Consider the following 26593-nt stretch of genomic DNA (forward strand, 5'->3'; position numbering starts at 1 on the left):
GCCCGCCGTGGGCCAGCCGACCTGGTCGGCAAGAGGTGCTCCGCTGGCGCGACTCGCGCTTCCCGGCCCCACGCCGGTCGTGGGCCAGCGGGCCTGATCGGTCACCAGCGGCCCGCTGGCTCCGGTGGCCGGGCGGTGCGTCGTGATCCTGCTGTCGGCCGGCACCGGCTCAGCCTACGTCCGCGCCGGCCGAGGGACAGGATCCCGGGTTACGACGTGGACGCGGCACGCCGTCGGGGCTGGCAGGCAACGGTCCGAACAGGGGAGACTGTTTGTACGAAGGGGACGGTGGCGACGCCGCCCCGGACGCGTACCGGCCGGGGTGATCTCGGAGGGCGGACGGAGGGGCGTCGATCCCGGACGAGGTGACGCCGACCGGAGGAGGAGACCGATCGTGGGTGTGGATGCCGTCCTCTACCGACTGGTTCGGGCCGGTCCCGGCCAGCGCCGTCCGTCGTACGTCGCGGCCGAGGTGGTGCCCGATCCCGACGACGTGCTGCTGGACCTGCTCAAGCGGGTGCGGGGCGGGGGCCCTACGCCACTGCTGGACCGCGTCGACCCGCTCGGCGAGCTGGTGGTCGGCGCCGAGGCGGCGCCGCAGCTGATCACGGAACTGCGCTGCCTCACCGAGGTCGCCCGGGAGCCCGCCGAGGTCGACCAGGTCCGCCGGATCACACTGCTCGCCAGGCGATGCCTGACCAATCGGGACGTGGAGATCCGCTTCGAGGGGGACTGAGTCGACCGTAGCCCCGGCCGGCTCAAGCCTGTCCGTGGACGGGCGACGTCCGCCACCGTCATTCGGGTGCCGCAGGGCCTCCCGGTTCCGTATCAGCCGCACCCCGATCCGATGGCGGGCCGAGGGCGTACCCGCCGTCGCGGCGGACCACCAGCCCCAGCTCCTCCAGCAGGGACAGCTTGCGCAGCGCGATCCGGACGCTGACCCCGGCCCGGGCGGCGACGGCGTCCGGGGATCGGACACCGCGGCGGGGCAGTGACTCCAGCACCAGGGCCGCCTCGTCGTCGAGCTCGTCGGTGGGGCGCCGCGGGCCGCGGGTCGGCGGGGCCAGGTCGGCCCCGATCCGCCCCACCTCCTCCAGCACGTGCGCGACCCCGGTGACCAGGCGGGCCCCAGGTTCGTCCCGGAGCAGCTCGTGGGCGCCGACCGACATGACCGACGTGACCGGACCGGGCACCACCATCCCCGGTCGGCCGATGGCCAGCGCGCGGCGCATGGTCTGCGTCGCCCCGCTCCGCGCTGACGCCTCAACCAGGACGCTGCCCCGGGTGGCGGCGGCGATCACCCGGTTCCGGATCAGGAACCGGGGGCGCAGCGGCGCCTCGCCGGGCATCCACTCGCTGACCAGCAGACCGGTCTCGGCGATCCGGTCGAAGAGCGCCGTGTTGCCCATCGGATAGGGGCGGTCCAGCCCGCAGGCCAGCACCGCCACCGTCACCCCGCCGGAGTTCAGCGCGCCGCGGTGGGCGGCCGCGTCGATGCCGAACGCCCCCCCGGAGACCACGGCCCATTCCCGGTCGGCCAGGCCGTACCCGAGTTCGGTGGCGACGTGCACGCCGTACGGCGTGGCGGCCCGGGCGCCGACGACCGCCACCGACCGTTCCATCGCCTCGGCCAACGGCCAGGCACCGCGTACCCAGAAGCAGAGCGGGGGGGCGGTCTCGGTGTCCACCCGGCGGCTGGCGCCGGACAGGGCGAGTCGACGCAGGTCCTCGAGTTGAATCGGCCACTCGGCGTCGTCCGGCGTGATGACCCGCGCGCCGAGCCGGTCCGCCCGCTCCAGCGCCCGCGCCGCCTCGACCCGTGGGTCACCGGCGGTGAGGCGGGCGGCCACCGTGGCCCGCAGCTTCTCCTCCGGCGCACCTCCATCGCGGAGCAGCGCCAGGGCGGCCGGCGCCCCGAGCCGCTCGACCAGCCGGTGCACCGACCAGGTGCCCGGTTCGGTGAGCCAGGTCAGCGCCACCCGGGCCAGCCGGTCCTCCGCGCGTGCCTCCGTGCCGGCCCTCTCGGCGACGTTCATGCTCCCTCTCCCGTCCGCAGTCCGATCGCCTCCCGTACGTCCTCCTGATCCGGCCGGTCCCGCCCGTCCAGGTCGGCGATCGTCCACGCCACCCGGATGATCCGGTCGAAGCCGCGGGCGGACAGCGACCCGCTGTCCAGCCGCGCGCGAAGCTCGGCGGTGTCACGGCCCGGCAACCGCCAGGGCACCCGGCGCAGAATCGGGCCGGGAATCTCGGCGTTGAGCCGGCGGCCGATGGCGGCCCACCGCCCGGCCGCCGCCGCGCGGGCCTTGGCCACCCGGGCCTCGACCGTGGCCGACGACTCGTTCGCCCCGCCCGTCTCCATCAGCTCGGCCGCGCGCACCGGCAGCAGGGTCACCTGCACATCGATCCGGTCCAGCAGAGGCCCGGAGAGCCGGCCCAGGTAGCGCCGCCGGGTCAACGGGCTGCACTCGCACTGGGTGTCGCCGGCCGGTTTCGCGCACGGGCAGGGGTTGGCCGCCAGCACGAGCTGCACCCCCGCCGGGTACTCCGTGCCGCCCCGGGTGCGGACGAGCCGGATCCGGCCGTGCTCCAGCGGCTGGCGCAGCGCCTCCAGCGCGCTCTTGCTGAACTCGGGCGCCTCGTCGAGAAAGAGCACCCCACGATGGGCGAGCGACACCGCGCCCGGTCGGGCCAGCCCCGAACCGCCACCGACCAGGGCCGGCACGGTGGCGGTGTGGTGTGGGGCCTGAAACGGCGGACGGCGCAGCAGTCGCCCGTCCCCGGGCAGGAGCCCGGCGATCGAGTGCAGCGCGGTGACCTCCAGCGCGGCGTCGTCGTCCAGTTCCGGCAGGATCGACGGAAGGCGCTCGGCCAGCATGGTCTTGCCGGCGCCGGGTGGCCCGAGCAGGGCGAGGTGGTGGCCGCCCGCCGCGGTCACCTCCAACGCCCGTCGGCCGAGCCCCTGGCCAGCCACGTCGGCCAGATCCGGCCCGCTCGCCCGCGGCGCCGGGCCGGTGGCCGGTGGTTCCAGCAGCGGTGTGCCGTCACGTACGTAGCTGACCAGCCGGTGCAGGGTGTCGACCGCGCGGACGTGGACGCCGGGGATCACCGCCGCCTCGGCCGCGTTGGTGACCGGCACGATGACCCGCTCCAGACCGGCCCGGGCGGCGGCGGCCACCATCGGCAGGACACCGCGGACCGGTCGAACGCTGCCGTCCAGCCCCAGCTCACCGAGGACCACCACCCGCTCCAGGGGCAGCAGCGGCAGTTCCCCGGCGCCGCCGAGCAACGCGGTGGCGATGGCCAGGTCGAACGCGGAGCCGAACTTGGGCAGGGTGGCCGGCAGCAGGTTGAGGGTGATCCGGCGGTTCGGCCACTTCTGCCCGGAGTTCACGATCGCCGCGCGGACCCGGTCCCGGGCCTCGTGTAGTGCGGTGTCGGGCAGGCCGGAGATGGCGACGGCCGGCAGTCCCGGCGCCAGGTCGGCCTCCACCTCCACCACGTGCCCGGTCACCCCGACCAGGCCCACGCAGAGCACCTTGGCGTAGCTCATGCCGCGCCGTCCATCTCAGAACGCGCCCTTGAGATGCTCGACCCGGGCCGCGCCGGCCCCGGAGAGGTGGACCGAGAGGACGTCGAAACGCACCTCGTCGGCGGTGGTGCCGGTCTCGGCCAGCCACCGGGCGGCCAGGCCGCGCAGCCGGCGCGCCTTGGCCGGTACGACCGCCTCGGCCGGGCTGCCGAAGTCGCCCGTACGGCGCGTCTTCACCTCGCAGAAGGCGAGCACCTCGCCCTCCCAGGCGATGATGTCGATCTCTCCGTCCGGGCACCGCCAGTTCCGGGCGACCGGGCGCAGTCCCGCCTCGATCAGGTGCCGGATCGCGCACCGCTCGCCGTACCCGCCGACGGCCTGGTTCTGCTTCGTCATGGCGGCCACGGTGCGCCCCGCCGGGCCGGACCGGCCGCCCCGGAGCCCGGATCTGTGGACAACCGGGCGACCTGTGGACGGGCCGACGATCATGCTGGCGATGTGCTACCCGACGGGCGGCCGTCGTGGATCGGGCACCGATGATGGTCCTCTTCGTGCCGCCTCGACCGGTTGCGCCTCCTTCCGGCGGATGGCGCGCGTGGAGTCGGATCGCATACGGTGCCGGACGTGGACGGACGTAGGAGCTTCCCCGAAGATCAGCAGGGGTCGCGCTGGAGCGACGGCGGGTACGGCGAGCCGGACTGGACCGGCGGGGGAGACCCGCGCTACCGCGACGACGACTTCCGGATCCCGGAGCAGCGCGGCGGCTCCGAGGTGGGCCGCCACGCCGACCCGGCCGCCGCCGGTTACGGCGACTCGGGACGCTTCGGAACCGCCGACCCGCTCGGCGCGGACCGGGTGCCCGACGCGGGGCCCGGGCCCCGTGGTGGCTACCCGATCGTCGAGCCATCCCGCCCGGCCGAGCCGGCCCACACCGGTCCGACGCCGATCATCGTCGGGGACCGACCGGCCGGCCCGACGGCGGGGCCGGAGGTGGCGGGTGGCCCCATGCCGCACCCGCTCGAGATGCCCACCGGACCGATGCCGGCGGTCCCGCTGCGCCCGGACGCCCCGGCGGCCGGCGACGGCGTCTACCGGACCCGGCGGCCGGCGCTGGCCGCGCTCCTGGCGCTGCTGGTGCTGGTCTTCGAGCTTCCCGCCGTGCGGGTCCTGCTCAACGGGCTGGTGGGTGACCCGGTCTCGGCGCCCAACGTCGTGGTGGGCACCTTCCTGGTGGCCGGGCTGCCGATCTTCGCCGCCGGCCTGTACGGGCTGCGCACCGGCGGGCTCGCCCTCGCCGAGGGCGCCCGCGGCTGGCTCCGCCCGCCGACGGCGTACCTGACCGTCGGCCTGGTGCTCTTCGTGGCCGCCGCGCTCGCCGCCGGCTGAGTGCCGTCCGGCCCACCGGCCGTTCCGCGCCGACCAACCGCCCACCGTCGTCCAGCGGTGCCCCTTTTAGGGCGAAATGCGGCAGGAGGTGGCCCTTCCTTCCACCCGGGGGCTGGCGGGGAGAGCAGGGGCGTACACTGGTCAACTGGCGACCGCCTCGCGCGGTCGACCTCGCGCGCCCTTTCCACGGTTTCCCGTGGGGCGACGGCCTCCCTGGTCCCGATCATGTCGGGCCCGCCACGGCCGGCGACCGGGCGCCAGGACGCCCGGCCGCCGGCCGGGCGGGACAACCAGGGATCGCAAGGAGTACCCCACCATGGCCGTCGTGACCATGCGCCAGCTGCTCGAGAGCGGTGTCCACTTCGGGCACCAGACCCGGCGCTGGAACCCGAAGATGAAGCGCTTCATCTTCACCGAGCGCAACGGTATCTACATCATCGACCTGCGCCAGACCCTCGACTACATCGAGAAGGCGTACGACTTCGTGCGCAACACCGTGGCCGAGGGCGGCACCATCCTCTTCGTCGGCACCAAGAAGCAGGCCCAGGAGGCCATCTCCGAGCAGGCGACCCGGGTCGGCCAGCCGTACGTCAACCACCGCTGGCTCGGCGGCATGCTGACCAACTTCCAGACGGTGTACAAGCGGCTGCAGCGGATGAAGGAGCTGGAGGCCCTGGGTGACCTGAGCGGCACCGCCGCCGGTTACACCAAGAAGGAGACCCTGCAGCTCTCCCGCGAGAAGGACAAGCTGACCCGCACCCTCGGTGGCCTGCGGGACATGCAGAAGCTCCCGGCCGCGGTCTGGGTGGTCGACACCAAGAAGGAGCACATCGCCGTCGACGAGGCCCGCAAGCTGGGCATCCCGGTGATCGCCGTGCTCGACACCAACTGCGACCCGGACGAGGTCGACTTCCCGATCCCGGGCAACGACGACGCCATCCGCTCGGCCGAGCTGCTGACCAAGGTCGTGGCCGCCGCCGTCGCCGACGGTCTGATCGCCCGCTCCGGCCGTCGCCGGGGCGCCGAGGAGAAGCCGGAGCCGGGTCAGGTCGGCGCCGACGAGCCGCTGGCCGAGTGGGAGCGCGAGCTGCTGGAGGAGCCGAAGAAGGCCGAGGAGCAGCCGGCGACCGCCACCGCGGAGTGATCGCACCGCGTCCCGCCGTCCGTTTTCACGGGCGGCGGGGCGCGGCGGATCCGCCGGGCACAATCCGCCCGGATCCGGGTAACCCGGCAGCCAGACCATCCCACCGCAGTCTCAACACCGAAGAGAGAGTCATGTCCAACTTCACCGCCGCGGACGTCAAGAAGCTCCGCGACCTCACTGGCGCCGGCATGATGGACTCCAAGAAGGCGCTGACCGAGGCCGAGGGCGACTTCGACAAGGCCATCGAGATCCTGCGCGTCAAGGGCGCCAAGGACGTCGGCAAGCGGGCCGGCCGCACCGCCGCCAACGGCCTGATCGCGCACTCCGGCAAGTCGCTGCTCGAGCTCAACTGCGAGACCGACTTCGTCGCCAAGAACGACGCCTTCATCGCACTGGCGCAGCAGCTGGTCGAGCACGGCGAGCGCAGCGGCCTGCGGACCGCCGAGGAGCTGCTGGCCAGCAGCATCGACGGCAAGCCGGTCGCCGACCTGATCCAGGAGCAGTCCGCCAAGATCGGCGAGAAGCTCGTGCTCAACCGGTTCGCCCGGCTGGACGGCAACACCGCCGTCTACCTGCACCGCAAGAGCCAGGACCTGCCGCCGGCCGTCGGCGTGCTGGTCGAGTACACCGCCGCCCCGGCGAGCGCCGGCCGGTCGACGGCGGACGAGGAGGCCTTCGACTCGGACGCCCGCGGTGTCGCCATGCAGATCGCCGCGATGCGGCCGAAGTACCTCAACCGCGACGAGGTCCCGGCTGAGGTCGTCGAGTCCGAGCGGCGCATCGCCGAGCAGACCGCCCGCGAGGAGAACAAGCCCGAGGCGGCGCTGCCGAAGATCGTCGAGGGCCGGGTGAACGCCTTCTTCAAGGACTTCGTCCTGGTCGAGCAGGCGTCGGTCGCCGACAACAAGAAGACGGTGAAGCAGGTGCTGGCCGAGGCCGGCATCGAGGTGACCGGCTTCCTGCGGTTCGAGGTCGGCCAGGCCTGAGCCGCCAGATCGGGCGCATGACGCGTTCGTGGGCATGGAACGTCGACGAGGAGGCCGCCGGTGTACATGACAGGCACCGCGGCCTCCTCGTCGCATAGGGTCGGCAGCGGCAGGTATGCGGTACGCGGCGCACGCGAGGTGCGCGACTGGAAGGGCGGGTCGGATGACGCAGGTTGTGAGTGACCGGAGCCTGGCGGCGGATGATCCGACCGCCCCACCGCCCGGCCGGGCTCGCCGGGTGGTGCTGAAGCTCTCCGGCGAGGTCTTCGGCGGCGGCGCGATCGGCGTCGACCCGGACGTCGTACAGGCCATCGCCCGGCAGATCGCCACCGTGGTCCGGCGCGGCGTGCAGGTCTCCGTGGTGGTCGGTGGCGGCAACTTCTTCCGCGGCGCCGAGCTGCAGAAGCGCGGCATGGACCGGGCCCGGGCCGACTACATGGGCATGCTCGGCACGGTGATGAACTGCCTCGCCCTCCAGGATTTCCTGGAGAAGGAGGGCATCGAGACCCGGGTGCAGACGGCGATCACCATGGCCCAGGTCGCCGAGCCGTACATCCCGCTGCGGGCGATCCGGCACCTGGAGAAGGGCCGCGTGGTGATCTTCGGCGCCGGCGCCGGCATGCCGTACTTCTCCACCGACACGGTCGCCGCCCAGCGGGCGCTGGAGATCCGCGCGGACGTGGTGCTGATGAGCAAGAACGGCGTGGACGCGGTGTACACCGCCGACCCCCGGGTCGACCCCACGGCCCGCAAGCTGGACTCGATCACCTTCTCCGAGGCGCTGCGCCGAAACCTGCGGGTGGCCGACGCCGCGGCGTTCAGCCTCTGCATGGAGAACGGCCTGCCGATGCTGGTCTTCGGCGCGCAGGGCGACGACACCATCGTCCGGGCCGTCGGCGGTGAGAAGATCGGCACTCTGATCACCGCCTGACCGGCCCTGCCGACGGCAGCGGTCCTCCGAAACGACACAGAGCCCACGACGAGCAACAGAAGGAGGCGAGGAGACCGGTGATCGACGACACCCTCCTCGAGGCCGAGGAGAAGATGGAGCGTGCCATCGAGCACGCCAAGGAGGAGTTCGGCGCCATCCGCACCGGTCGCGCCAATGCCGCCATGTTCTCCAAGGTCGTCATCGACTACTACGGCAGCCCCACGCCGCTGCCCCAGATGGCGTCCATCGCGATCCCCGAGCCGCGCATGGTGATCATCAAGCCGTACGACAACTCGCAGATCAACGCCATGGAGAAGGCGATCCGCGACTCCGACCTCGGCGTCAACCCGAACAACGAGGGCAACCAGCTGCGCATCCTGCTCCCGCAGATGACCGAGGAGCGCCGCCGCGAGATGATCAAGGTCGCCCGGCACAAGGGTGAGGAGGCCAAGGTGGCGATCCGCAACATCCGCCGCAAGGGCAAGGAGGAGCTGGACCGGCTGGTCAAGGACGGCGAGGTGGGCGAGGACGAGGGCCGCCGCGCCGAGAAGGACCTCGACGACCTGACCCACCGCTTCGTCGCGACCGTCGACGAGCTGGTCAAGCACAAGGAGAACGAGCTGCTCGAGGTCTGAGCCCGCACGACGACCTGCCGTGGCACCGGTGTGCCGCCGCCTTCCGAGGTGGTGGAACGCCGGTGCCTTCGTCGTCCGGGGCCATCGTCCGCCGTGCCGGGTTCCCGGGTGCAGTAGGCTCGGCACGATTCCCGACCACCACCGAATGAACGGCGGGGATCGGCCGGCCGTCGGGCCGGTCAACCGGAACAGTCGCGCCTGTAGGGGAATGTCTTGGTCTTGCGTCATGTGGTGGAACTCGTACCGGCTCCGCTCGGTGCGTGATGTCCCACCTCGACCCCTACGGCGGCACCGAGCCGCACGGCTGGGACCGGCCGGACCGCCCGTCCGCGCCGCCCTGGCCGGAGCCTGAGCCCGGACCGGGGCCGTGGCGGCGACCGGGCGACAACCCCGAGTTGTACGCCGATCCGCATGGCCGCCCCCGGCCCACGGCCAACCCGTACGCCGACCCGCGCGTCCGCCCGACCGGCGACCCGTATGCCCGGCCCCGGCCGGACGACGACCGGTACGCCGCGCCGCACGGCCGACGACCCGGCCCGTACGACGAGCGACCTGGTCCCGGCGACGGGCCTCCGGGCCGGGACCACAACGACCGGGGATACCGGAACGGCGGCCGCGACGACCGGTGGTATCCCGGCCGGGACGAGACCCCGGGCCACCCGGGTCAGGACCGCTTCTGGGGCGAGCCGGGCCGGGCCCACCCGGACGCGCGGGACGACGAGTACCCGACCGCCCAGATCGCGCCGGTGCGGGCGGAGCCGGACCCGGAGCCGGAGCGGCCGCCGGGCCGGCGCCAGCGCGGCCGACGCCGGGCCAGCGCCGACCGGCCGGCCACCCAGCAGGCCCCGACCGGCCGCGCCGGGCGTAACCTGCCGGCCGCCATCGCGGTCGGACTGGCCCTCGGCGCGGCGATCCTGGTGCCGCTCTTCTTCTACCGGCCGGCGTTCCTCGGCGTGATCGCCGCGGCCGTGGCGGTCGGCACCTGGGAGATGTCCCGGGCGGTCCGCCGCGGCGGCGCGCACCCGCCGCTGGTGCCGCTGATCGCCGGCGGCGTGCTCACCGTGGGGCTGGCCTGGTTCGCCGGCCCGGACGCGCTGAGCCTCGGTCTGCTCGTCACCGTGCTCGGCACGATGATCTGGCGGCTGGGCGACGGCCCGGGCAACTATCAACGCGACCTGACCGCGGCCACCCTGATCGCGGTCTACGTGCCGTTCCTCGGCGGCTTCGCGGCGATGCTGGCCGCCGTCCCCGGGGACGGGCACCTGCGGGTGCTGGTGACCCTGGTCGCCGTGGTCCTCTCCGACACCGGCGGGTACGCGGCCGGCGTCGCGTTCGGCAAGCACCCGATGGCACCCTCGATCAGCCCGAAGAAGTCCTGGGAGGGCTTCGCCGGTTCGGTCACGGCGGCGGCCGCCGGCAGTGCCGTGCTGATCTGGCTGCTCTTCCACGTGCCACTGTGGTGGGGTGCCATCTTCGGGGTGGCGATCTCCTGCGCGGCGGTCGTCGGCGACCTCGCCGAATCGATGATCAAGCGGGACCTCGGGGTGAAGGACATGAGCAACCTGCTCCCCGGGCACGGTGGCCTGATGGACCGGCTCGACTCGATCCTCTTCGCCGTGCCGACCGCGTACCTGCTGCTGGCGGTCTTCGTGCCGGTGGTGAACTGAGGCATGAATCACGTCCGTGGGCCCGAGTCCTCCGCGCGGTCGGGGCCGATTCGGCACCTACGGACGGCTGCGCTCCGCTCCTGGCGTGTCAGACTGGACGCGCTATGACGAGCCTGCCCTTGATCTCCGTAGACCCCGACGCCCGCGGCCGCCGGCCCGCGATGCCTCCCCGGCACCTTGCCGACCTGGACCTGCCGGGGCGGCAGGCGCTCGTCGCCGAGCTGGGGGAGCCGGCGTTCCGCGCCAAGCAGGTCTCCAACCACTACTTCGGCCGGTTGGTCCGTGATCCCGCGCAGATGACCGACCTGCCGGCCGCCACCCGGGAGCGGCTGGCCGAATCGCTGCTGCCCACCCTGCTCACCCCGGTGCGCGAGCTGGCCTGCGACGACGGCGCCACCCGCAAGGCGCTCTGGCGGCTGCACGACGGCTCGCTGGTGGAGAGCGTGCTGATGGGCTACCCGGACCGGGTCACCGTCTGCATCTCCAGCCAGGCCGGCTGCGGCATGGCCTGCCCGTTCTGCGCCACCGGCCAGGCCGGGCTGACCCGCAACCTCTCCACCGCCGAGATCGTCGACCAAGCGGTCTACCTCGCCGGCGTGGCCGCCTCCGGCGCGGTGGCCGGTTCGCCGCCGCGCCTGTCCCACGTGGTCTTCATGGGCATGGGCGAGCCGCTGGCCAACTACACGCGGGTCATCGCGGCGATCCGCCGGCTGGTCGCCCCGGCCCCGGAGGGGCTCGGCCTGTCCCAGCGGCACATCACCGTTTCCACGGTGGGCCTGGTTCCGGCCATCCGCCGACTGGCCAGCGAAGACCTCTCAGTGACTCTTGCGTTGTCGCTGCACGCCCCCGATGATGACTTGCGCGACGAACTCGTCCCGGTCAACCAGCGCTGGAAGGTGTCCGAGGTGCTGGACGCGGCATGGGACTACGCGGCTCGGACGGGGCGTCGCGTGTCGATCGAGTACGCGATGATCAAGGACGTGAACGACCAGCCGTGGAGAGCCGATCTGCTCGGGCGGCTGCTGGCCGGCAAGCTTGCCCACGTGAATCTCATCCCGCTCAACCCGACTCCGGGCAGCCGCTGGGACGCGAGCCCGAAGCCGGTCGAGCGGGAGTTCGTCCGGCGGTTGCGCGACGCCGGGGTGTCGACCACGGTGCGGGACACCCGGGGACGCGAGATCGACGGCGCGTGTGGGCAGCTCGCTGCCGCCGAGGACAGGGACACCGACCCGCCGCGCGAAGCAACGGCGTGACCGGGCGTAGCGAACGAGACCAGGAGACATAGTGGCGAGTCAGGGTCAGCGTTTCCGGCGCAAGGCGCTCCGCCGGGGATACAAGGTCGACGAGGTGGACGCCTTCCTGGACCGGGTCGAGGCGACACTTGCCGGCCAGCCGATCGGCGCCCCCGTGGCCTCCCAGGAGGTCCACGACGTCGTCTTCCGGGTCCGCTTCAACGGCTATGACGAGTGGCAGGTCGACCTGCACCTGGACCGCGTCGAGCGGCAGCTCGCCGAGCTGGAGGAGCGCGGCCCCGGCGGTCGGGGCGGCGACCCTCGGATGGCCGATCGGCTCGGCCCCCCGATGCGGGACGACCGCGGTCTCTCGCCGGTGCCGCAGCCGCCGATGCCGCCCCGGGCCATGCCGGCGCAGGCCGGCCCGCCCTACGGCAGGTACGACGAGCCGACCGGCGCCTTCGCCGGCGGGTACGACGGTCCTCGCGGCGGCTACGACGCCCCACGCGGCCCGGGCGGCCCCGGCCCGATGGGACCGGGCGCCCCGATGGGCCACGGCGGCCCGCCGTCGCGCGGCCTGCCGCCGGGCCCGGGCGGGTACGGCCCGGACGAGCAGCGCTTCGACGGGTTCGAGGCCGGCCGGCACGGCCGGCCGGACATGACCGCCGAGATGCGGATGCCCGATCGGGACCTGCGCGGCGGTGGCCCGGCCGGTCCGCCGCACCTGCCGCAGCAGGGCATGGGCGGTGGCCCCGCGATGGCCGGCCCGCCGATGGCCGGCCCGCCCGTGGGCGGTCCGCCGATGGTCGGCCCCCCGATGGCCGGGCCGCCCGGCAGCGACCTCTACCGGGTGGACCAGATCCGTCGCAGCTTCCAGGTGCGTCGCTTCGGCAGCGGGTACGACCCGGACCAGGTCGACCGGTTCTTCGAGAGCCTGCTCGGCGGCATGCAGGGCCGCAACCCGATGCCGGTCCACCCGAAGGACCTGGACACCCTGCGCTTCGGCCTGGTGCAGGGCGGCTATTTCGAGGCCGAGGTCGACGCCGCGCTCAAGGACGTGCAGGACATCCTCTTCGGCCGCTGAGCTGGTAGGACGACGAGGGCCCGCCCCCGACCGGGGGCGGGCCCTCGTGCGTTCCTGTCGGCGCTCGACCGGGGCCGGTCTGCCGCAGGTCAGGACCGCAGGCCGTTGCGGCGCAGCACCACGTCGCCGATGACGATGGCCAGCAGCAGCACGGCGATCCCGACCAGCCAGATGTCCTCGACCTTGCCCTGGTGGTTGCCGCAGAGCATCGCCAACAGCGCCAGCGCGGTGAGCACCGCGCCGATCCGTCCGGACCTGCGGTGTCCGGGCTTGTGCTGATCTGGCGCGGTTACCGGCTCGCTTCCTGCCACTGTCGGTCCTTCCCTCGCGATCGGATCTCCGGTTAGTCTGGCACGCCCCGTGCCGGGCACGGCGCAGGGTCCGACCTGATGGGGGACGCATGACCCGCGCGGACGACCGCGAACTGCTCAAGAGGGCGTACCAGGCGTGGGACGCGGAGGACTGGCCGGTGGCCGGTGAGTTGCTGGAGCGGTTGGCGCGGCGGTATCCGGACCATTCTCGGGCCGGGGTCTGGTGGTACGACGCGGCGCTGGCCCACAAGTTCCTGCGTAACTGGGCGAAGGCGGACGAGCTGGGCCGGGAGGCGGCGGCGCGGGCTGAGCCCGGCACCCAGGACCCGGCGTTCTGGAACCTCGGCATCGCGGCCACGATCATGGAGGACTGGGCCACGGCCCGGAACGCCTGGCGGGGCTACGGCCTGACGGTCCCCGACGGCGACGGCGAGATCATGGGCGACTACGGGGTCACCCCGGTCCGGCTGAACCCGGGCAGCGGCGGCGAGGTGGTCTGGGCGCTGCGGCTCTGTCCGGCCCGCGCGCGGGTGCTGAACGTGCCGACGCCGGAGTCGGGGCGCCGGTTCGGCGAGATCGTGGTGCACGACGGGGCCCCGAACGGGGAGCGGGAGGTCGCTGGCCGGACGTACTCCGTCTTCGACGAACTGCTGTTGTTCCGGGCGTCCGAGCTGCCCACCTCGTCGCTGACGGTGGTCGGCGACGCCGAGGACGTGCGGGCCCTGGCCGCACTCTTCGACGCGCACGGCTACGCGGCCGAGCCGTCGAGCGGGGTCCGGATGATCTGCTCCTGCTGCAGCGAGGGCCGGGTGTCCCAGAACGCTCAGCACGAGGTCGGCGGCGAGCAGGGGGTGAACCTCGCCGCCCCGGTCGACGAGATCCCAGGCCTGATGGAGCGCTGGCGCTCCGCCGCGCCGGCGCGGCGGCGCTGGACGGGGCCGGCCGGGGCCTGAGCGCCGGGGCCGTTGGACCCGTCTCCGGCGGGGCGGAAGGGCACTACCGCCGTCGCGGGTCGGCGACCACACTGCCTCCGGTAGCGTCTTCACGTACGCCTTGATTGCCTTCTTGAGGGGGACTGCGGTGCGAGTGACCGGTACGGGACACGCCAGCATGCGGATCGACACGGCCGCGGGCAGCATCCTGTGCGACCCGTGGGTCAATCCCGCCTACTTCGCCTCGTGGTTCCCCTTCCCCGACAACTCCCAGCTCGACTGGGAGTCCCTCGGGCAGGTTGACTACCTGTACGTCTCCCACCTGCACCGCGACCACTTCGACGCGAAGCACCTGCGTGACTTCGTGTCGAAGGACGCGACCGTCCTGCTCCCCGAGTTCCCCACCTCGGAGATGGAGGACGAGCTGCGGGAGCTGGGCTTCACCAGGTTCCTCAGGGCGCCGAACGAGCAGGTGGTGGAGCTGCGCGGCGGCCTGAAGATCATGATCCAGGCGCTGACCAGCCCGACCGACGGCCCGATCGGTGACTCGTCGCTGTGGGTGGAGTACGACGGCGTACGGCTGCTCAACCAGAACGACGCCCGCCCGACCGACCTGAGCGTCTTCGCCGAGCTGGGCCACGTGCACGCGCACATGCTGCAGTTCTCCGGCGCGATCTGGTACCCGATGGTCTACGAGCTGCCGCAGGCGGCGAAGACCGCGTTCGGCAAGCAGAAGCGGGACCGGCAGTTCGACCGGACCTGGCGCTACATCGACGACCTGAAGGCCGACCACGTCTTCCCGATCGCCGGGCCGCCCTGCTTCCTCGACGATGGGCTGTGGCAGTTCAACGACATCCATGGCGACGAGGGCAACATCTTCCCAGACCAGTCGGTCTTCATCTCCGAGTACGCCAAGGTCGGCGGCACCAACGGGATCGTGCTGCTGCCGGGCAGCGTCACGGAGATCACCACCGAGGGGGCGACCACCACGCACCCGGTGCCGGTGGAGGAGTTCTTCGCCAACAAGGTCGCCCACCTGGAGGAGATGCGGGAGCGCAAGCGCCCGATCATCGAGGCGGAGAAGGCGTCCTGGCGGCACCCCGAGATCGATGTGCTCAAGGAGATGAAGCGGCGGATCGAGCCGCTGCTGGACGAGTCGATCTACATCGCCAAGGGGGTCGGCGGCCCGGTCCGCTTCGACCTGGTCGGCACCGACAGCTCGGGCGGCGAGACGATTGAATCTATCGTGGTGGACTTCCCGGGCAAGCAGGTGCGGCCGTACGCCGACGAGAAGGTGCGCTACCGGTTCCGCACCGAGCGGGCGATGATCGAGCACCTGCTGCACCTCGGCGAGGTGGACTGGGTCAACTCGCTCTTCCTCTCCTGCCGCTTCTCCGCGGCCCGGATCGGCCAGTACAACGAGTTCGTCTACTCCTTCTTCAAGTGCCTCTCCGAGGAGCGGCTGCAGTACTCCGAGGGCTGGTACGACGAGCACGAGCGGGCCGTCGACGCGGAGGACATCACCCTCGGGGACTGGGTGGTGCAGCGGCGCTGCCCGCACCTCAAGGCGGATCTGAGCCGGTTCGGCGTCATCGAGGGCGAGCAGCTCACCTGCCAGCTGCACGGCTGGCGGTTCGACCTGTCCAGCGGCCGCTGCCTGACCAGCGTCGGCCACAAGATCCGCGCCCACCGCGCCGACGCCGAGACCCCGGCCCCGGCCGGCGAGGCGGCCAGCTGACGACCCGGCCGGGGCGCGCGGATGTAGCGCTCCGGCCGCACCCAGCATCCGCGCCCGCGTGGCCCCCGCTGTGCGCCACGATGCAGTGGAGGGTGGCGAACGCCGCAGGCCGGCACCGACCGGACACCAGCGAGAGCGGGGCGGGGCGTGACGGGGGCAGACGACCAGGAGAGGGCGTACAAGTACCGGCGGGACCGGGAGATGGCCCGGGACCCTTCCCGGGTGGAGACGTTCAGCGACGGGATCTTCGCGGTTGTACTGACGGTGATGGCCGTCGAACTGCTCCAGTACGGCCCGGCCCGGGTGGGCGGAAGGGAGCTTCCCGATGCCCTCTCCCAGGCCTGGCCGTCCTACCTGGCGTATGTGATCACCTTCGCGATCGCCGGCCAGGTCTGGCTCACCCACCACAACGTCTGGCGGTATGTGGTCCGGGTCGACCAGACGCTGCTGGTGTTCAACCTGCTCCTGCTGCTCTTCGTCGCCGCGATCCCGTTCACCGCCGACCTGCTCTCGGACAATGTGCGCGGCAGCGCGACCGAGCAGCGGCTGACCGGCGCGCTCTACGTCGGCACCGTGCTCGGCCAAGCGCTTTTTTTCAACCTGAGCTGGTGGTGGGCCCGCCGGCGGCACCTGCTCAACCCCGACCTGGACCCGGGGCTGGCGAAGGCGGTGGCCCGCCGGCTCCGCGTCGGCCCGCTGCTCTACCTGATCGCCTTCGCCGTCGTCTTCATCGACCCGGTCCTCAGCCTGTTCGCCTACCTCCTCCTGGTCGGCCTCTACCTGATCCGCGGCCCCGGCGACCTGCCCTCCTACACCACCCCCGCCTGACCCCGCGGTCGTGCCCGACCCGGCCCGGCGTATTGCGCGGAGGACGGGCCGAGCGGGCACGACCGCGGGGAGCGGGGGTGGGGTCAGCGGCCGAGGTCGGCGAGGACGCGGTGGGCGGCATTGTGGCCCGCGGCGCCGATGACGCTGCCGGCCGGGTGGCAGCCGGCGCTGCCCGCGTACACGCCGTCGATGCCGGTGGCGTACGGCATCCGGTCGGTGAACGAGACGGTGTTGTCCACGTGGTGGATGTGGCCACCGGTGATGCCGAAGTGCGCCTCGATGCCGGGCGGGGGCAGCGGCACGGCGTCGGCGATCAGGTCGCCGGTGCCGGGTGCGTACCGCTCGCAGATGGCGATCAGCTTCTCGACGTAGCCGGGGAGCGCCTCGTCCCAGGTCGTACCGGCCAGCTCGTAGGGAACCGACTGGACGAAGAGCGCCGACGAGTGGTGCCCTGCCGGGTCGGACAGCGACGGGTCGACGGTGGTGTGCAGGTACCACTCGATGGTCGGCTCCTCGGGCAGCCGCCCGGCCTGCACGTCGGCCCACATCGCGCGCAGCGCGGTCATCGGCGACTCGCCGCCCGCGCCCACCAGCGACGCCGAGCCGGGGAGCAGGTGAATCGTGGAGCCGAACGGGCTCGGCGCTTGCTTGGGCAGGCAGGAGAAGTGGGGCAGCCCGGTCAGCGCCAGGTTGAGCTTGAGCGTGGTGCCGGGGCGGCGGACCGCCGCCATCCGCTCGCGGAGCGGGGCCGGGAGCGCGCCGTCGGGCAGCAGGTCCATCAGCCGGTACGGGTCGCACGCGCCGAGCACCACCGGAGTGGCGACCTCCCGGCCGTCGCCGAGGACCACGCCGCTCGCCGCGTCACCGTCCAGGGTGATCGCCGTGACCGGCGTGCCGGTGAGGATGGTCGCGCCGGCCTTCCGGGCGGCCTCGGCAAAGGTCTGCGAGACGGTCCCCATCCCGCCCTCGGCGATCATCCAGGTCCCGCCGGAGCCGGGCAGCCGGCACATGTTGTGCGCCAGGAAGTTGTGCCCGGTTCCCGGGTCGTCCGGGCCGGCGTTCAGCCCGGAGATGCCGTCGGTGACCGCGTACATGCTGACCAGCAGCTCGGAACGGAAGTCGAAGCGGGCCAGGTAGTCGGCGACCGAGCCGCGGACCATGTCGACGAAAACCTGGCGCAGCGCCGGGCGGATGTACCGCTCGGCGGTCTCCTCCACCGGCAGCGGCTCGGCCAGCCAGGCCGGTGCGAGGTCCTCGCGCAGCGCGGCCAGCTCAGCCTGGAGGGCGTCGTCGGCGGCCACGTCGGCGGGGGAGAAGAACTTTGCGAGCTGTTCCCGGCTGGTCGCCGTGTCGCTGCCGAAGAGCAGGTACGGCGTGCCGGGCCCGCCCGGCGTAGGCAGGAAGTAGTGCGGGTCGCGGCGCAGCACCGGGATCTGCACGTCCAGCGTGGCGAGCAGCTCCGGCTGCATCAGCCCGAGCAGGTACGACCCGGTGGAGTGGCGCAGCCCGGGGACCTTCGGGAACGGGGTCTCGGTGCGGGTGGCGCCGCCGATCACCTCCGCAGCCTCCAGCACCAGCACCTCCAGGCCGGCGCGGGCCAGCAGGATCGCCGAGACCAGGCCGTTGTGCCCGGACCCGATGATCACGACGTCGGCGCGGGACGGCAGCTCATTCGCTTCGCTCATGCCCGGGCAGCCTAGTGCCGCGACGGCTCCGGCGGGAGGTCATCGGGCCCGGACGGCCCGCCAGCGGCTCAACACCAACGTTGCCGAGTACCCGGCCAGCGCGATCACGTGGAACAGATAGAGCCAAAGCAGCACCGCCACCCCGCCGCCGATCTCGTCGAAGCCGCCGAACGGCACACCCAGGTCGAGCGGGAGGGAGCAGAACAGCACGAACCCGTGCAGGAAGCCGGAGAGGTTCGCCGCGGTGAACGAGCCCACCCCGAGCGTCGACAGCCAGTCCGGCGAGGCGGGCACGACCACCCGGAAGATCCACATCACCACCGGGGTGAGGGCCAGCCACGTCCCGAGGAACGACAGCACCACTCCGAGCGCGCCGACCCAGCCGCCCCGGCGGACCAGGTGGGTGGTGAGCGGCAGCGCCATCAGGATCGACAGCAGCAGGGCCGGGGCGGGGGCGAGCAGCGGGAGCAGCAGCACCGACCCCGCCAGCCGACCAGGGCCTCGGCCTGGCCGGGCGGGGTGGCTACCGAGACGAAGGCCCGGCGCGCCGTACAGCGACGCCGGCAGCAGCGAGGCCAGCGCCGCCAGCGGGGTCAACCCCAGACCGGCCTCGACCAGCGCGGCCACCGCCCGGTGCGCGCCGATGTCGGTGGGCAGCGTGGTGATCGCGTACGACGTGAGCCGGTGGACCCGGTCGTCCCCGGCGATCAGCCCGGTCAGCCAGATGGCCAGCAGCGCCACCGGCACCACGGCGATCGCCCCGTAGAGAGTGATCGCGGCGGCGTGCAGCGAGAGGCCCCGGCCGCGTACCGGGCGGAACGCCGCGCTGACGATCCGCCGGACCCCCTGCCATCGCCTCCCCATCGCGATCTCCTTCGCCGCGGGCCGACTCGGCACGCATTACCATCCGGCGGCATGACGATCGTCTCGACCGACCGCCTAGTGGTGCGTGAGTGGACCGGGGAATCGGCCGACCTGGCCCGGATCTTCGACATCTACTCGCGCGCCGAGGTGATGCGCTGGCTGGGCGGGGGATCGGGGCTGCTCACCGATCCGGCGCAGGCGAAGGAACGACTGCAGGCCTGGCGGGACTGTACGCGGACGGCGTCACGCCCACCGACGACATCGAGGTCGGCTGGCACCTGCACCCGGACTCCTGGGGGCACGGCTACGCCACCGAGGCGGCCCGGGCGGTCGTCGAGCGGGAGTTCGCCACCGGCACGAATCAGGTGTTCGCGGTGGTGATGGCGGGCAACGACGCCTCGATGGCGGTGGCCCGCCGGCTGGGCATGACGCACGTCGGCACCCGCACCGACTGGTACGGCGGTGAGGAACTGGAGGCCTTCGTCCTCTGCGCCACGGGCTGACCGTTCGGGGGAGATCAACAAACCGGGTCCGCCCGTATTGTCTGCTCGTGTTGATCCGCTTCGACGCCGCCCCGGACCGCGTCCGCCTCAACGCCGCGTACCGCCGGCTCCTTCGCGGGCCATTTCGCCCGTACCGGGGCACCGGTGTCGTTCTCTGCCTGCTCGCTGTCGTCGCGCTGGTCCCGGACCCGGCGTTCGTCGCGCCGATCCTCGCCGGCGCCGGAGTCCTGTTCATCTTCTTTTCGCCCGCCCTGATGCTCCACCGGGTGGTGACGGATGCCTGGCGGTTCGGCGGGCTCCCCAGCAGCTGGGAGATCAGCGAGGAGGGGCTGCGCTGCGCCACCGAGCGGGCCGAGAGCCTGATCCGGTGGACGGCCGTGACGAGCGTCGAGCGGCTACCGGACCAGTTGCTCCTCCGGCTTGGCGCGGGTCACATGATGGCCGTGCCGCTGGTGGGCCTGTCGACTGAGCAACGCGACGAGCTGATGAGCTTCATCCAGAAGCGCGGCCTGCTCGGTGGCCGATCGGCCTTGGTCGCACCGAACGATCAGGGCTCATCCGAGGCCGGCTCCGACCGGTAGGCGTTTGTTCGCCTACCGCTCTGGCGGCGCACCCGGTGTGCGATCCGGTCCGCCTCGGGGCGGCGGGACTAGGGTGGTCGGTAGCACGATGTCCCGCTGAGGGAGGTGAGCCGAGGTGGCCCAGGCAGCTTTCACGCCCGAGCCCACGCCGCAGCACGGGGAGCCGTCGTTCGACGTGCTGCGGTGGCACGACGAGCCGTGGACCGCGCAGCTCGCTCTCGATCTGTTGCCGGAGACCAACGGCCCCAAGGTCGAGGTCCTGAGCGGAAGCGTGATCGTGACACCACACGCGGGTATTGACCATCAGTCGGTCGAGCGGGAGCTGCCCTATCTCCTGCACAGGGCGGCCCGTCGAGCCGGGCTCTGGGTCTACCCGGAGATCAACCTGGTCTCCGGCAAGGATCTCTTCATCCCGGACATCGCCGTGCTGCGGTCCTCCGGTGGGGGTCGGTCCGCCATCGACATCGAACAGGCCGTGCTGCTCGGTGAGATCGTGTCGCCGGGCAACCGGCGCAAGGACGTGATCGACCGCCCCCGCGAGTACGCTGCGGCCGCCGTCCCGTTCTTTCTCCGGGTCGACCTGCGCAATCGGGTCCCCGCGATGGCCCTCTACGAGCTGGTCGAGGGGGAGTACCGCCCGCTGGCCGCCGCCGCCGCGGGCACCACCTTCGTCATGAGGCAGCCCTTCGAGTTCTCCGTCGACCCCGCCGAGCTGCTCGACGAGGAGGCTCCGACGGAGGAGCCGGACACCGGGGAGTGAGGCTCCCAAGGGGCGTCCAGGACGACTGGGGAAGAATGGCCGGGTGACATCTCCCCGCGACCTCGTCCTGCTCGGTTCCACCGGCTCGATCGGTACCCAGGCCATTGACATCGTCCGCCGCAACCCGGACCGGTTCCAGGTGGTCGCCCTCGGCGCCGGTGGCGGCAACGTCGAGCTGCTCGCCGCCCAGGCCCTCGAGCTCGGCGTCGAGGCGGTCGGGGTGGCCAGGGCGTCCGCCGCGCAGGACCTCCAGCTCGCCTTCTACGCCGAGGCGAGCCGGCGCGGCTGGGCCACCGGGGACTTCAAGCTTCCCAAGATCGTGGCCGGGCCGGACGCGATGACCGAGCTGGCCGGGTGGCCCTGCGACGTGGTGCTCAACGGGGTGGTCGGCTCGCTGGGGCTGGCGCCCACGCTGGCCGCGCTGCGCGCCGGTCGTACGCTCGCCCTGGCCAACAAGGAGTCCCTCGTCGCCGGCGGCCCCCTGGTCAAGGCCGCGCTGGCGCGGCATCCGGGTCGCAGCCAGATCGTTCCGGTTGATTCTGAGCACTCGGCGCTCGCGCAGTGCCTGCGCGGCGGCACCCGGGGCGAGGTGCGCCGGCTGGTCGTCACCGCCAGCGGCGGCCCGTTCCGCGGCCGGCGGCGGGACGAGCTGACCGAGGTCACGCCCGAGCAGGCGCTCGCCCACCCGACCTGGAACATGGGTCCGGTGGTCACGATCAACTCGGCCACGATGGTCAACAAGGCCCTGGAGGTGATCGAGGCGCACGAGCTGTTCGACGTGCCCTACGCCGACATCGAGGTGATGGTGCACCCGCAGTCGGTGATCCACTCGATGGTCGAATTCACCGACGGCTCGACGTTGGCCCAGGCCAGCCCGCCGGACATGCGGCTGCCCATCGCGCTGGGCCTCGGTTGGCCGGACCGGGTTGGGGACGCCGCCGCCGCGGTCGACTGGACGAAGAGCCACACCTGGGAATTCTTTCCGCTGGACGACGCCGCGTTCCCGGCGGTCGCGCTGGCCAAGGCGGCCGGGGAGGCGGGGCGCTGCCGCCCAGCGATCTACAACGCGGCGAACGAGGAGTGCGTCGCCGCCTTCGTCGCCGGGCGGCTGCCCTTCCTCGGCATCGTCGACACCCTCCAGCGGGTGCTGGAGGACGCTCCCGATTTCGACGAACCAGGTACCGTCGAGGACGTGCTCGCCGCCGAGTCGTGGGCACGGGCGCACGCCCAGGAGATCATCGTCGGGTCGGTGGAAGGAGCCTGATGGCAAACCTGCTCGGGGTGGCGCTCTTTGCCGTGTTCATCCTGATCTCCGTGAGCCTGCACGAGGCGGGGCACATGCTCACCGCCAAGGCGTTCGGGATGAAGGTCACCCGCTACTTCGTCGGCTTCGGCCCGACCCTCTGGTCGTTCAAGCGGGGTGAGACCGAGTACGGCGTCAAGGGCATCCCGCTCGGCGGCTTCTGCAAGATCGTCGGGATGACCCCGCAGGACGACGACGTCGACCCGGCCGACGAGCCACGTGCCATGTGGCGGTACCCGGTCTGGAAGCGGACGATCGTGATGTCCGCCGGCTCGATCACCCATTTCGCCCTCGCCCTGGGCGCGCTCTGGATCATCGCGGTCTCCGCCGGCCTGCCCAATCCGAACTTCCCGAGCACCGAGAAGGAATTTCGCGCCGAGCCGGCGGTCGTCGCCCTTGCCCCCTGCGTGGTGGTGGAGAACGCCAACCGCGCCTGCCAGGCCGGCGACCCGGCCAGCCCGGCGGCCAAGGCCCAGCTCAAGGATGGCGACCGGATCACCGCGATCAACGGCACGCCCGTCGCCACCTGGGGCGACATGCTCGACGTGGTACGCGCCGCCAAGCCCGGCTCGGCCACCGTCGACTACGTGCGCGACGGCACCCCGGCGAAGGCCACCGTCGACCTCGCCGCCGTGCAGCGCCCGCCGCTCGACGACCCGAAGGGCGCCGCCTCGGCGGTCTCCGCGCTCGGCGTCGCGCTCCAGCCCAGCACGCCCACCCGGGTGACGTACGGCCCGGTCGCCGCGTTCGGCGCGACCGCCGACTTCACCGGCAACATGGCGGTGCAGACGGTGCACGCCATGCAGCGGATCCCGCAGAAGGTCCCCGCCCTGTGGACCGCGGTCACCGGCGGCGAGCGGGACGTGGACACCCCGATCAGCGTCGTCGGCGCCAGCCGGCTCGGCGGTGAGGCCGTGGCGAACGACGCCTGGTTCCTGTTCTTCATGCTCTTCGTCTCGTTGAACTTCTTCATCGGCGTGTTCAACCTGCTGCCCCTGCTGCCGCTGGACGGCGGCCACATCGCCATCGCCTGGTTCGAGCGGGCCCGCTCCTGGGTCTACGCCCGGCTGGGCCGCCCGGACCCGGGCCGCGTCGACTACCTCAAGCTCATGCCCATCACGTACGCGGTGATCCTGATCGGTGGCGCGTTCACGCTGCTGACCGTCACCGCGGACGTCGTCAACCCGATCACGCTCTTCTCAAGGTGAGTGCCTGAAGTGACCGCTGTCAGTCTCGGTATGCCCCCCGTACCGCCGCCGCCGCTCGCCCCGCGCCGGGCCAGCCGCCAGATCATGGTCGGCTCGGTGCCGGTCGGTGGGGGCGCGCCGGTCTCGGTGCAGTCGATGACCACCACCCTGACCGCCGACGTCAACGCCACGCTCCAGCAGATCGCGGAGCTGACCGCCGCCGGCTGCCAGATCGTCCGGGTCGCGGTCCCTTCCCAGGACGACGTCGAGGCGCTGCCGGCGATCGCGAGGAAGTCGCAGATCCCGGTGATCGCCGACATCCACTTCCAGCCGAAGTACGTCTTCGCCGCGATCGACGCCGGCTGCGCCGCCGTCCGGGTCAACCCCGGCAACATCCGGCAGTTCGACGACAAGGTCAAGGAGATCGCCAAGGCGGCCGGCGACGCCGGGGTGCCGATCCGGATCGGCGTCAACGCGGGCTCGCTGGACAAGCGGCTGCTCGCCAAGTACGGCAAGGCCACCGCCGAGGCGCTGGTCGAGTCGGCGCTCTGGGAGTGCTCGCTCTTCGAGGAGCACGGCTTCCGGGACATCAAGATCTCGGTGAAGCACAACGACCCGGTGGTGATGATCCGGGCGTACCGGCAGCTCGCCGAGAAGTGCGACTACCCGCTGCACCTGGGCGTGACCGAGGCCGGCCCGGCCTTCCAGGGCACGATCAAGTCGGCGGTCGCCTTCGGCGCGCTGCTGGCCGAGGGGATCGGCGACACCATCCGGGTCTCGCTCTCCGCCCCGCCGGTGGAGGAGATCAAGGTCGGCACCGCCATCCTGGAGTCGCTCGGCCTGCGCGAACGCGGTCTGGAGATCGTCTCCTGCCCGTCCTGCGGCCGGGCCCAGGTCGACGTCTACAAGCTGGCCGAGGAGGTCACCGCCGGCCTGGAGGGGCTGCCGGTGCCGCTGCGGGTGGCCGTGATGGGCTGCGTGGTGAACGGCCCGGGCGAGGCCCGCGAGGCCGACCTCGGTGTGGCCTCCGGCAACGGCAAGGGCCAGATCTTCGTCAAGGGCCAGGTCGTCAAGACCGTGCCGGAGGGGCAGATCGTCGAGACGCTGATCGAGGAGGCGCTCCGGATCGCCGACGAGATGGGCGCGGAAATCCCCGAGGAGCTCCGCGACCTGGTCCCCGGCCCCCGAGTCACCATCCACTGACCCCCCGACCCCCCCGGGCGGCGTGCGCCCCACGTCCGCCCTGAGGGCGCTAATTCACGGAGAGAGTGGCTATTCCGCGCGGAATAGCCACTCTTTCTCGGTATGAGGGCGTTCGGTGTCTCGGGGTTGGGCGCGGGTGGTCAGTCGGATTCGGCGAGGATGGCGTAGAGCTTGCGGCGCGTCTCATCGAGCACCTGGGCGGCGCGTTCCCGCTGGTCGTCGGTGCCGGTCATCATCACCTGCCGCAGCGCGTTCATCGCCTGCGCGCCGGCGTCCCGGATGTCGTGCCAACTGCTGATGGTGTGCTCGGCGAACTCACCCCAGGGCGGCGTCTGTGCCGCCTCGGTGGCCTCGGCACGCCCCTCCTCGGTGAGGGTGAACCGCTTCCGCCCGCCTCCCGACCCGTCGGTGGCGGCGATGACGCCCTCGTCCTCGAGCAGTTGCAGGGTGGGGTAGATCGACCCGGGGCTGGGCCGCCACGCCCCGCCGGTGCGGGAGTCGATCTCCTGGATCATCTCGTAGCCGTGCATCGGTCGCTCGGTGAGCAGGGCCAGCACCGCGCCCCGCACGTTGGGGCGCCGCCCCCGGCCCCGACCGCCCCGGCCACCCCGGCCGCCGTGGCCGGGTGGGAACGGCGGACCGGGAGGGAAGGGCGGGAAGCCGAAACCCCGCATCCGGGCCTCGTGCATGGCATGCATCCGTCGGTGGAAACCCATTGGAAGCTCCTTCTGTCGTTCGGTCGCTGATGCATCGACGATATATCGGCAATGCATCGGAGACAACTCGTTTCGGAGGTGAGCACCAAACCGTACGTACGTCTTGTTACGCTCCTCGGCGTGCGCCTGCTTCCCGACCCGGGCCCGGCCCGGACCCTCGCCCTTTCCACCCTGGTGAACACCGTCGGCCGCGGCACCTGGCTGACCGTCAGCGCGCTCTTCCTGACCCGCTCGGTCGGCCTGTCGGTGGCCCAGGTCGGCCTCGGCCTCACCGTGACCGCCCTGGTCAGCCTGGTCGCCAGCACCCCGATGGGCTACCTCGCCGACCGGCACGGCCCGCGCGGCATCCAGCTCACCGCGCTGCTCGCCTCCGGCGTCTTCACCGCCGCCCTGGTGGCCGTCCGGTCGTTTCCGACGTTTCTCCTCGTCGGCGTGCTGATGGCGGTCGCCGACGCGGCCGGCCGGGGTGCCCGGGGCGCCCTGATCGCCGGGGCGGTCCCGGCCGACCAGCGCGTCCGCACCCGCGCCTACCTGCGCGCCGTCACCAACGTCGGGATCTCGGTCGGTGCCGTGGTCGCCGGCGTCGGCATCGCGGCGGACACCCGGACCGCGTACGTCGCGTTGATCCTGCTCGACTGCCTGACCTACTTCGCCGCGGCGGCGATCCTGCTCCGGCTGGCGCCGGTGCCGCCCGTTCCGGCCCCCGCGCACGGCCCGCGCCTGGTCGCGCTGCGGGATCGCCCGTTCCTGGCCTTCACCGTGCTCGACGGGCTGATGTCGATGCACTTCGGGCTGCTCAACATCGCCGTGCCGCTCTGGATCGCCGACAGCACTTCCGCCCCGCACTGGCTCATCTCGGCCTGCATGCTGGTCAACACCGTGATGGTGGTGCTCTTCCAGGTCCGTGCCGCGCGCGGCACCGAGGAGCTGACCGGAGCGGGGCGGGCGGCCCGGCGGGCCGGCGTGGTCATCGCGGTCGCCTGCGTGCTCTTCGCTGCGAGTGGGGGCGTACCGACCCCCGCCGCCGTCGCGCTGCTGCTGGCCGGGGCGTTCGTGCACGTGGTCGGCGAGCTGTGGCACGCGGCGGCGGGGTGGGGGATCTCCTTCGGCCTCGCCCCGGCGCACGCTCAGGGGCAGTACCAGGGTGCGTACGGGATGGGCATGCAGCTCGGCGGGATGATCGCGCCGATGGTGGTCACCAGCCTGGCGATCGGCTGGGGGGTGCCCGGCTGGTTGCTGCTGGGCGGGCTGTTCCTGCTGCTCGGCGCGCTGGTGCCGCCGGTGGTGCGCTGGGCGGCGCGGACCCGCCCGGTCGAGCCCGCGGCCCCGCCGGTCCCGGTGGGCTGACGCGGGGGCGGCCCCGCCTGGTGCGCGCCGCGCAGGAA

At 72.5% G+C, this 26593-nt stretch carries 25 protein-coding genes and 1 pseudogene; 19 read left to right on the forward strand and 7 right to left on the reverse strand.

The genetic code is table 11. The features are described 5' to 3' along the window. The first annotated feature begins 394 nt into the window (after positions 1 to 394). Positions 395 to 736, forward strand: a complete 342-nt coding sequence (locus GA0070624_RS11420; RefSeq protein ID WP_091340046.1) for a hypothetical protein — start codon at positions 395 to 397, stop codon at positions 734 to 736. A 58-nt stretch (positions 737 to 794) separates the two neighbouring features. Here the strand turns inward: GA0070624_RS11420 and GA0070624_RS11425 are convergent, their stop codons facing one another. From GA0070624_RS11425 to GA0070624_RS11435, 3 genes are read right to left on the reverse strand one after another with little or no spacing between them, the layout of a single operon-like run. Beyond that, the gene (locus tag GA0070624_RS11425) at positions 795 to 2036 is read right to left on the reverse strand and encodes a DNA-processing protein DprA (protein WP_091340047.1); all 1242 of its coding nucleotides are present in this window, start codon (positions 2034 to 2036) and stop codon (positions 795 to 797) included. Continuing rightward, positions 2033 to 3553, reverse strand: a complete 1521-nt coding sequence (locus GA0070624_RS11430) for a YifB family Mg chelatase-like AAA ATPase (protein ID WP_091340050.1) — start codon at positions 3551 to 3553, stop codon at positions 2033 to 2035. The genes GA0070624_RS11425 and GA0070624_RS11430 overlap by 4 nt, the downstream gene beginning before the upstream one ends. 15 nt (positions 3554 to 3568) lie before the next feature. Further along, positions 3569 to 3928, reverse strand: a complete 360-nt coding sequence (locus tag GA0070624_RS11435; protein WP_091340053.1) for a YraN family protein — start codon at positions 3926 to 3928, stop codon at positions 3569 to 3571. Positions 3929 to 4156: 228 nt separating this feature from the next. Between GA0070624_RS11435 and GA0070624_RS11440 the strand changes: the two genes are divergently transcribed. The 8 genes from GA0070624_RS11440 (at position 4157) to GA0070624_RS11475 (ending at position 12597) form a co-directional block, all read left to right on the forward strand. Continuing rightward, positions 4157 to 4918: a hypothetical protein gene (locus tag GA0070624_RS11440; protein ID WP_245718747.1), complete on the forward strand. Its 762-nt coding sequence runs from the start codon at positions 4157 to 4159 to the stop codon at positions 4916 to 4918. Positions 4919 to 5234: 316 nt separating this feature from the next. Further along, positions 5235 to 6062 carry a 30S ribosomal protein S2 gene (gene rpsB, locus GA0070624_RS11445; RefSeq protein WP_091340060.1) on the forward strand — a complete coding sequence of 276 codons (828 nt, stop codon included), beginning with the start codon at positions 5235 to 5237 and terminating at the stop codon, positions 6060 to 6062. 131 nt (positions 6063 to 6193) lie between these two features. Further along, complete coding sequence (gene tsf, locus GA0070624_RS11450; protein ID WP_091340063.1) at positions 6194 to 7048, forward strand: translation elongation factor Ts; 855 nt, start codon at positions 6194 to 6196, stop codon at positions 7046 to 7048. 163 nt (positions 7049 to 7211) lie between these two features. Next, positions 7212 to 7979 (forward strand): UMP kinase, encoded by a 768-nt coding sequence (gene pyrH, locus GA0070624_RS11455; RefSeq protein ID WP_091340066.1) that lies wholly within the window; start codon positions 7212 to 7214, stop codon positions 7977 to 7979. Between the two features lie 77 nt (positions 7980 to 8056). Beyond that, positions 8057 to 8614, forward strand: coding sequence for a ribosome recycling factor (frr, locus tag GA0070624_RS11460; protein ID WP_091340068.1), 558 nt, complete (start codon positions 8057 to 8059; stop codon positions 8612 to 8614). A 263-nt stretch (positions 8615 to 8877) separates the two neighbouring features. Further along, positions 8878 to 10281, forward strand: coding sequence for a phosphatidate cytidylyltransferase (locus GA0070624_RS11465; RefSeq protein ID WP_091340072.1), 1404 nt, complete (start codon positions 8878 to 8880; stop codon positions 10279 to 10281). A 104-nt stretch (positions 10282 to 10385) separates the two neighbouring features. Beyond that, a complete protein-coding gene (gene rlmN, locus GA0070624_RS11470) occupies positions 10386 to 11534 on the forward strand; it encodes a dual-specificity RNA methyltransferase RlmN (protein ID WP_091340075.1) in 1149 nt (382 codons plus the stop codon). A gap of 31 nt (positions 11535 to 11565) precedes the next feature. Further along, positions 11566 to 12597 carry a DivIVA domain-containing protein gene (locus GA0070624_RS11475; protein WP_091340078.1) on the forward strand — a complete coding sequence of 344 codons (1032 nt, stop codon included), beginning with the start codon at positions 11566 to 11568 and terminating at the stop codon, positions 12595 to 12597. An 89-nt stretch (positions 12598 to 12686) separates the two neighbouring features. Here GA0070624_RS11475 and GA0070624_RS11480 read toward each other — a convergent pair whose 3' ends face one another. Continuing rightward, a complete protein-coding gene (locus GA0070624_RS11480; protein WP_091340081.1) occupies positions 12687 to 12908 on the reverse strand; it encodes a DUF2631 domain-containing protein in 222 nt (73 codons plus the stop codon). A gap of 89 nt (positions 12909 to 12997) precedes the next feature. On the opposite strand from GA0070624_RS11480, the gene GA0070624_RS11485 reads away from it, so the two are divergent. The 3 genes from GA0070624_RS11485 to GA0070624_RS11495 all read left to right on the forward strand — a co-directional run bounded on the left by GA0070624_RS11485 (position 12998) and on the right by GA0070624_RS11495 (position 16406). Beyond that, complete coding sequence (locus GA0070624_RS11485) at positions 12998 to 13861, forward strand: tetratricopeptide repeat protein (protein WP_091340084.1); 864 nt, start codon at positions 12998 to 13000, stop codon at positions 13859 to 13861. Positions 13862 to 13988: 127 nt separating this feature from the next. Beyond that, on the forward strand, positions 13989 to 15578 hold the full coding sequence (locus GA0070624_RS11490) for a Rieske 2Fe-2S domain-containing protein (protein ID WP_091340087.1): 1590 nt from the start codon (positions 13989 to 13991) through the stop codon (positions 15576 to 15578). A gap of 201 nt (positions 15579 to 15779) precedes the next feature. Further along, the gene (locus tag GA0070624_RS11495) at positions 15780 to 16406 is read left to right on the forward strand and encodes a TMEM175 family protein (RefSeq protein ID WP_091348620.1); all 627 of its coding nucleotides are present in this window, start codon (positions 15780 to 15782) and stop codon (positions 16404 to 16406) included. 83 nt (positions 16407 to 16489) lie between these two features. Here GA0070624_RS11495 and GA0070624_RS11500 read toward each other — a convergent pair whose 3' ends face one another. Together GA0070624_RS11500 and GA0070624_RS11505 are read right to left on the reverse strand one after the other, a co-directional pair. Next, positions 16490 to 18091, reverse strand: a complete 1602-nt coding sequence (locus GA0070624_RS11500) for a phytoene desaturase family protein (protein ID WP_091340088.1) — start codon at positions 18089 to 18091, stop codon at positions 16490 to 16492. A gap of 39 nt (positions 18092 to 18130) precedes the next feature. Further along, positions 18131 to 18955 (reverse strand): YhjD/YihY/BrkB family envelope integrity protein, encoded by an 825-nt coding sequence (locus tag GA0070624_RS11505; RefSeq protein WP_091340091.1) that lies wholly within the window; start codon positions 18953 to 18955, stop codon positions 18131 to 18133. A gap of 51 nt (positions 18956 to 19006) precedes the next feature. Here GA0070624_RS11505 and GA0070624_RS11510 point away from each other — a divergent pair. The 6 genes and pseudogenes from GA0070624_RS11510 to ispG all read left to right on the forward strand — a co-directional run bounded on the left by GA0070624_RS11510 (position 19007) and on the right by ispG (position 24492). Continuing rightward, positions 19007 to 19458 (forward strand): annotated as a pseudogene (locus GA0070624_RS11510) (GNAT family N-acetyltransferase). A 47-nt stretch (positions 19459 to 19505) separates the two neighbouring features. Continuing rightward, positions 19506 to 20039 (forward strand): YcxB family protein, encoded by a 534-nt coding sequence (locus GA0070624_RS11515; protein WP_091340093.1) that lies wholly within the window; start codon positions 19506 to 19508, stop codon positions 20037 to 20039. A gap of 115 nt (positions 20040 to 20154) precedes the next feature. Next, positions 20155 to 20799 (forward strand): Uma2 family endonuclease, encoded by a 645-nt coding sequence (locus GA0070624_RS11520; protein ID WP_091340096.1) that lies wholly within the window; start codon positions 20155 to 20157, stop codon positions 20797 to 20799. Between the two features lie 43 nt (positions 20800 to 20842). After that, positions 20843 to 22063, forward strand: a complete 1221-nt coding sequence (gene dxr, locus GA0070624_RS11525; protein ID WP_091340100.1) for a 1-deoxy-D-xylulose-5-phosphate reductoisomerase — start codon at positions 20843 to 20845, stop codon at positions 22061 to 22063. Continuing rightward, entirely contained in the window at positions 22063 to 23310 is a 1248-nt protein-coding gene (locus tag GA0070624_RS11530) for a M50 family metallopeptidase (RefSeq protein ID WP_091340103.1), read from the forward strand. Before dxr ends, GA0070624_RS11530 begins: the two co-directional genes overlap by 1 nt. A 9-nt stretch (positions 23311 to 23319) precedes the next feature. Beyond that, positions 23320 to 24492, forward strand: coding sequence for a flavodoxin-dependent (E)-4-hydroxy-3-methylbut-2-enyl-diphosphate synthase (gene ispG / locus GA0070624_RS11535; RefSeq protein ID WP_091340107.1), 1173 nt, complete (start codon positions 23320 to 23322; stop codon positions 24490 to 24492). Between the two features lie 140 nt (positions 24493 to 24632). On the opposite strand, the gene GA0070624_RS11540 is transcribed toward ispG, so the two are convergent. After that, positions 24633 to 25208, reverse strand: coding sequence for a PadR family transcriptional regulator (locus tag GA0070624_RS11540; protein WP_091340110.1), 576 nt, complete (start codon positions 25206 to 25208; stop codon positions 24633 to 24635). Positions 25209 to 25328: 120 nt separating this feature from the next. On the opposite strand from GA0070624_RS11540, the gene GA0070624_RS11545 reads away from it, so the two are divergent. Further along, positions 25329 to 26555, forward strand: coding sequence for an MFS transporter (locus GA0070624_RS11545; RefSeq protein ID WP_091340113.1), 1227 nt, complete (start codon positions 25329 to 25331; stop codon positions 26553 to 26555). The last annotated feature ends 38 nt before the right edge of the window (positions 26556 to 26593 follow it).

This window comes from Micromonospora rhizosphaerae, from assembly GCF_900091465.1.
Classification (GTDB): domain Bacteria; phylum Actinomycetota; class Actinomycetes; order Mycobacteriales; family Micromonosporaceae; genus Micromonospora; species Micromonospora rhizosphaerae.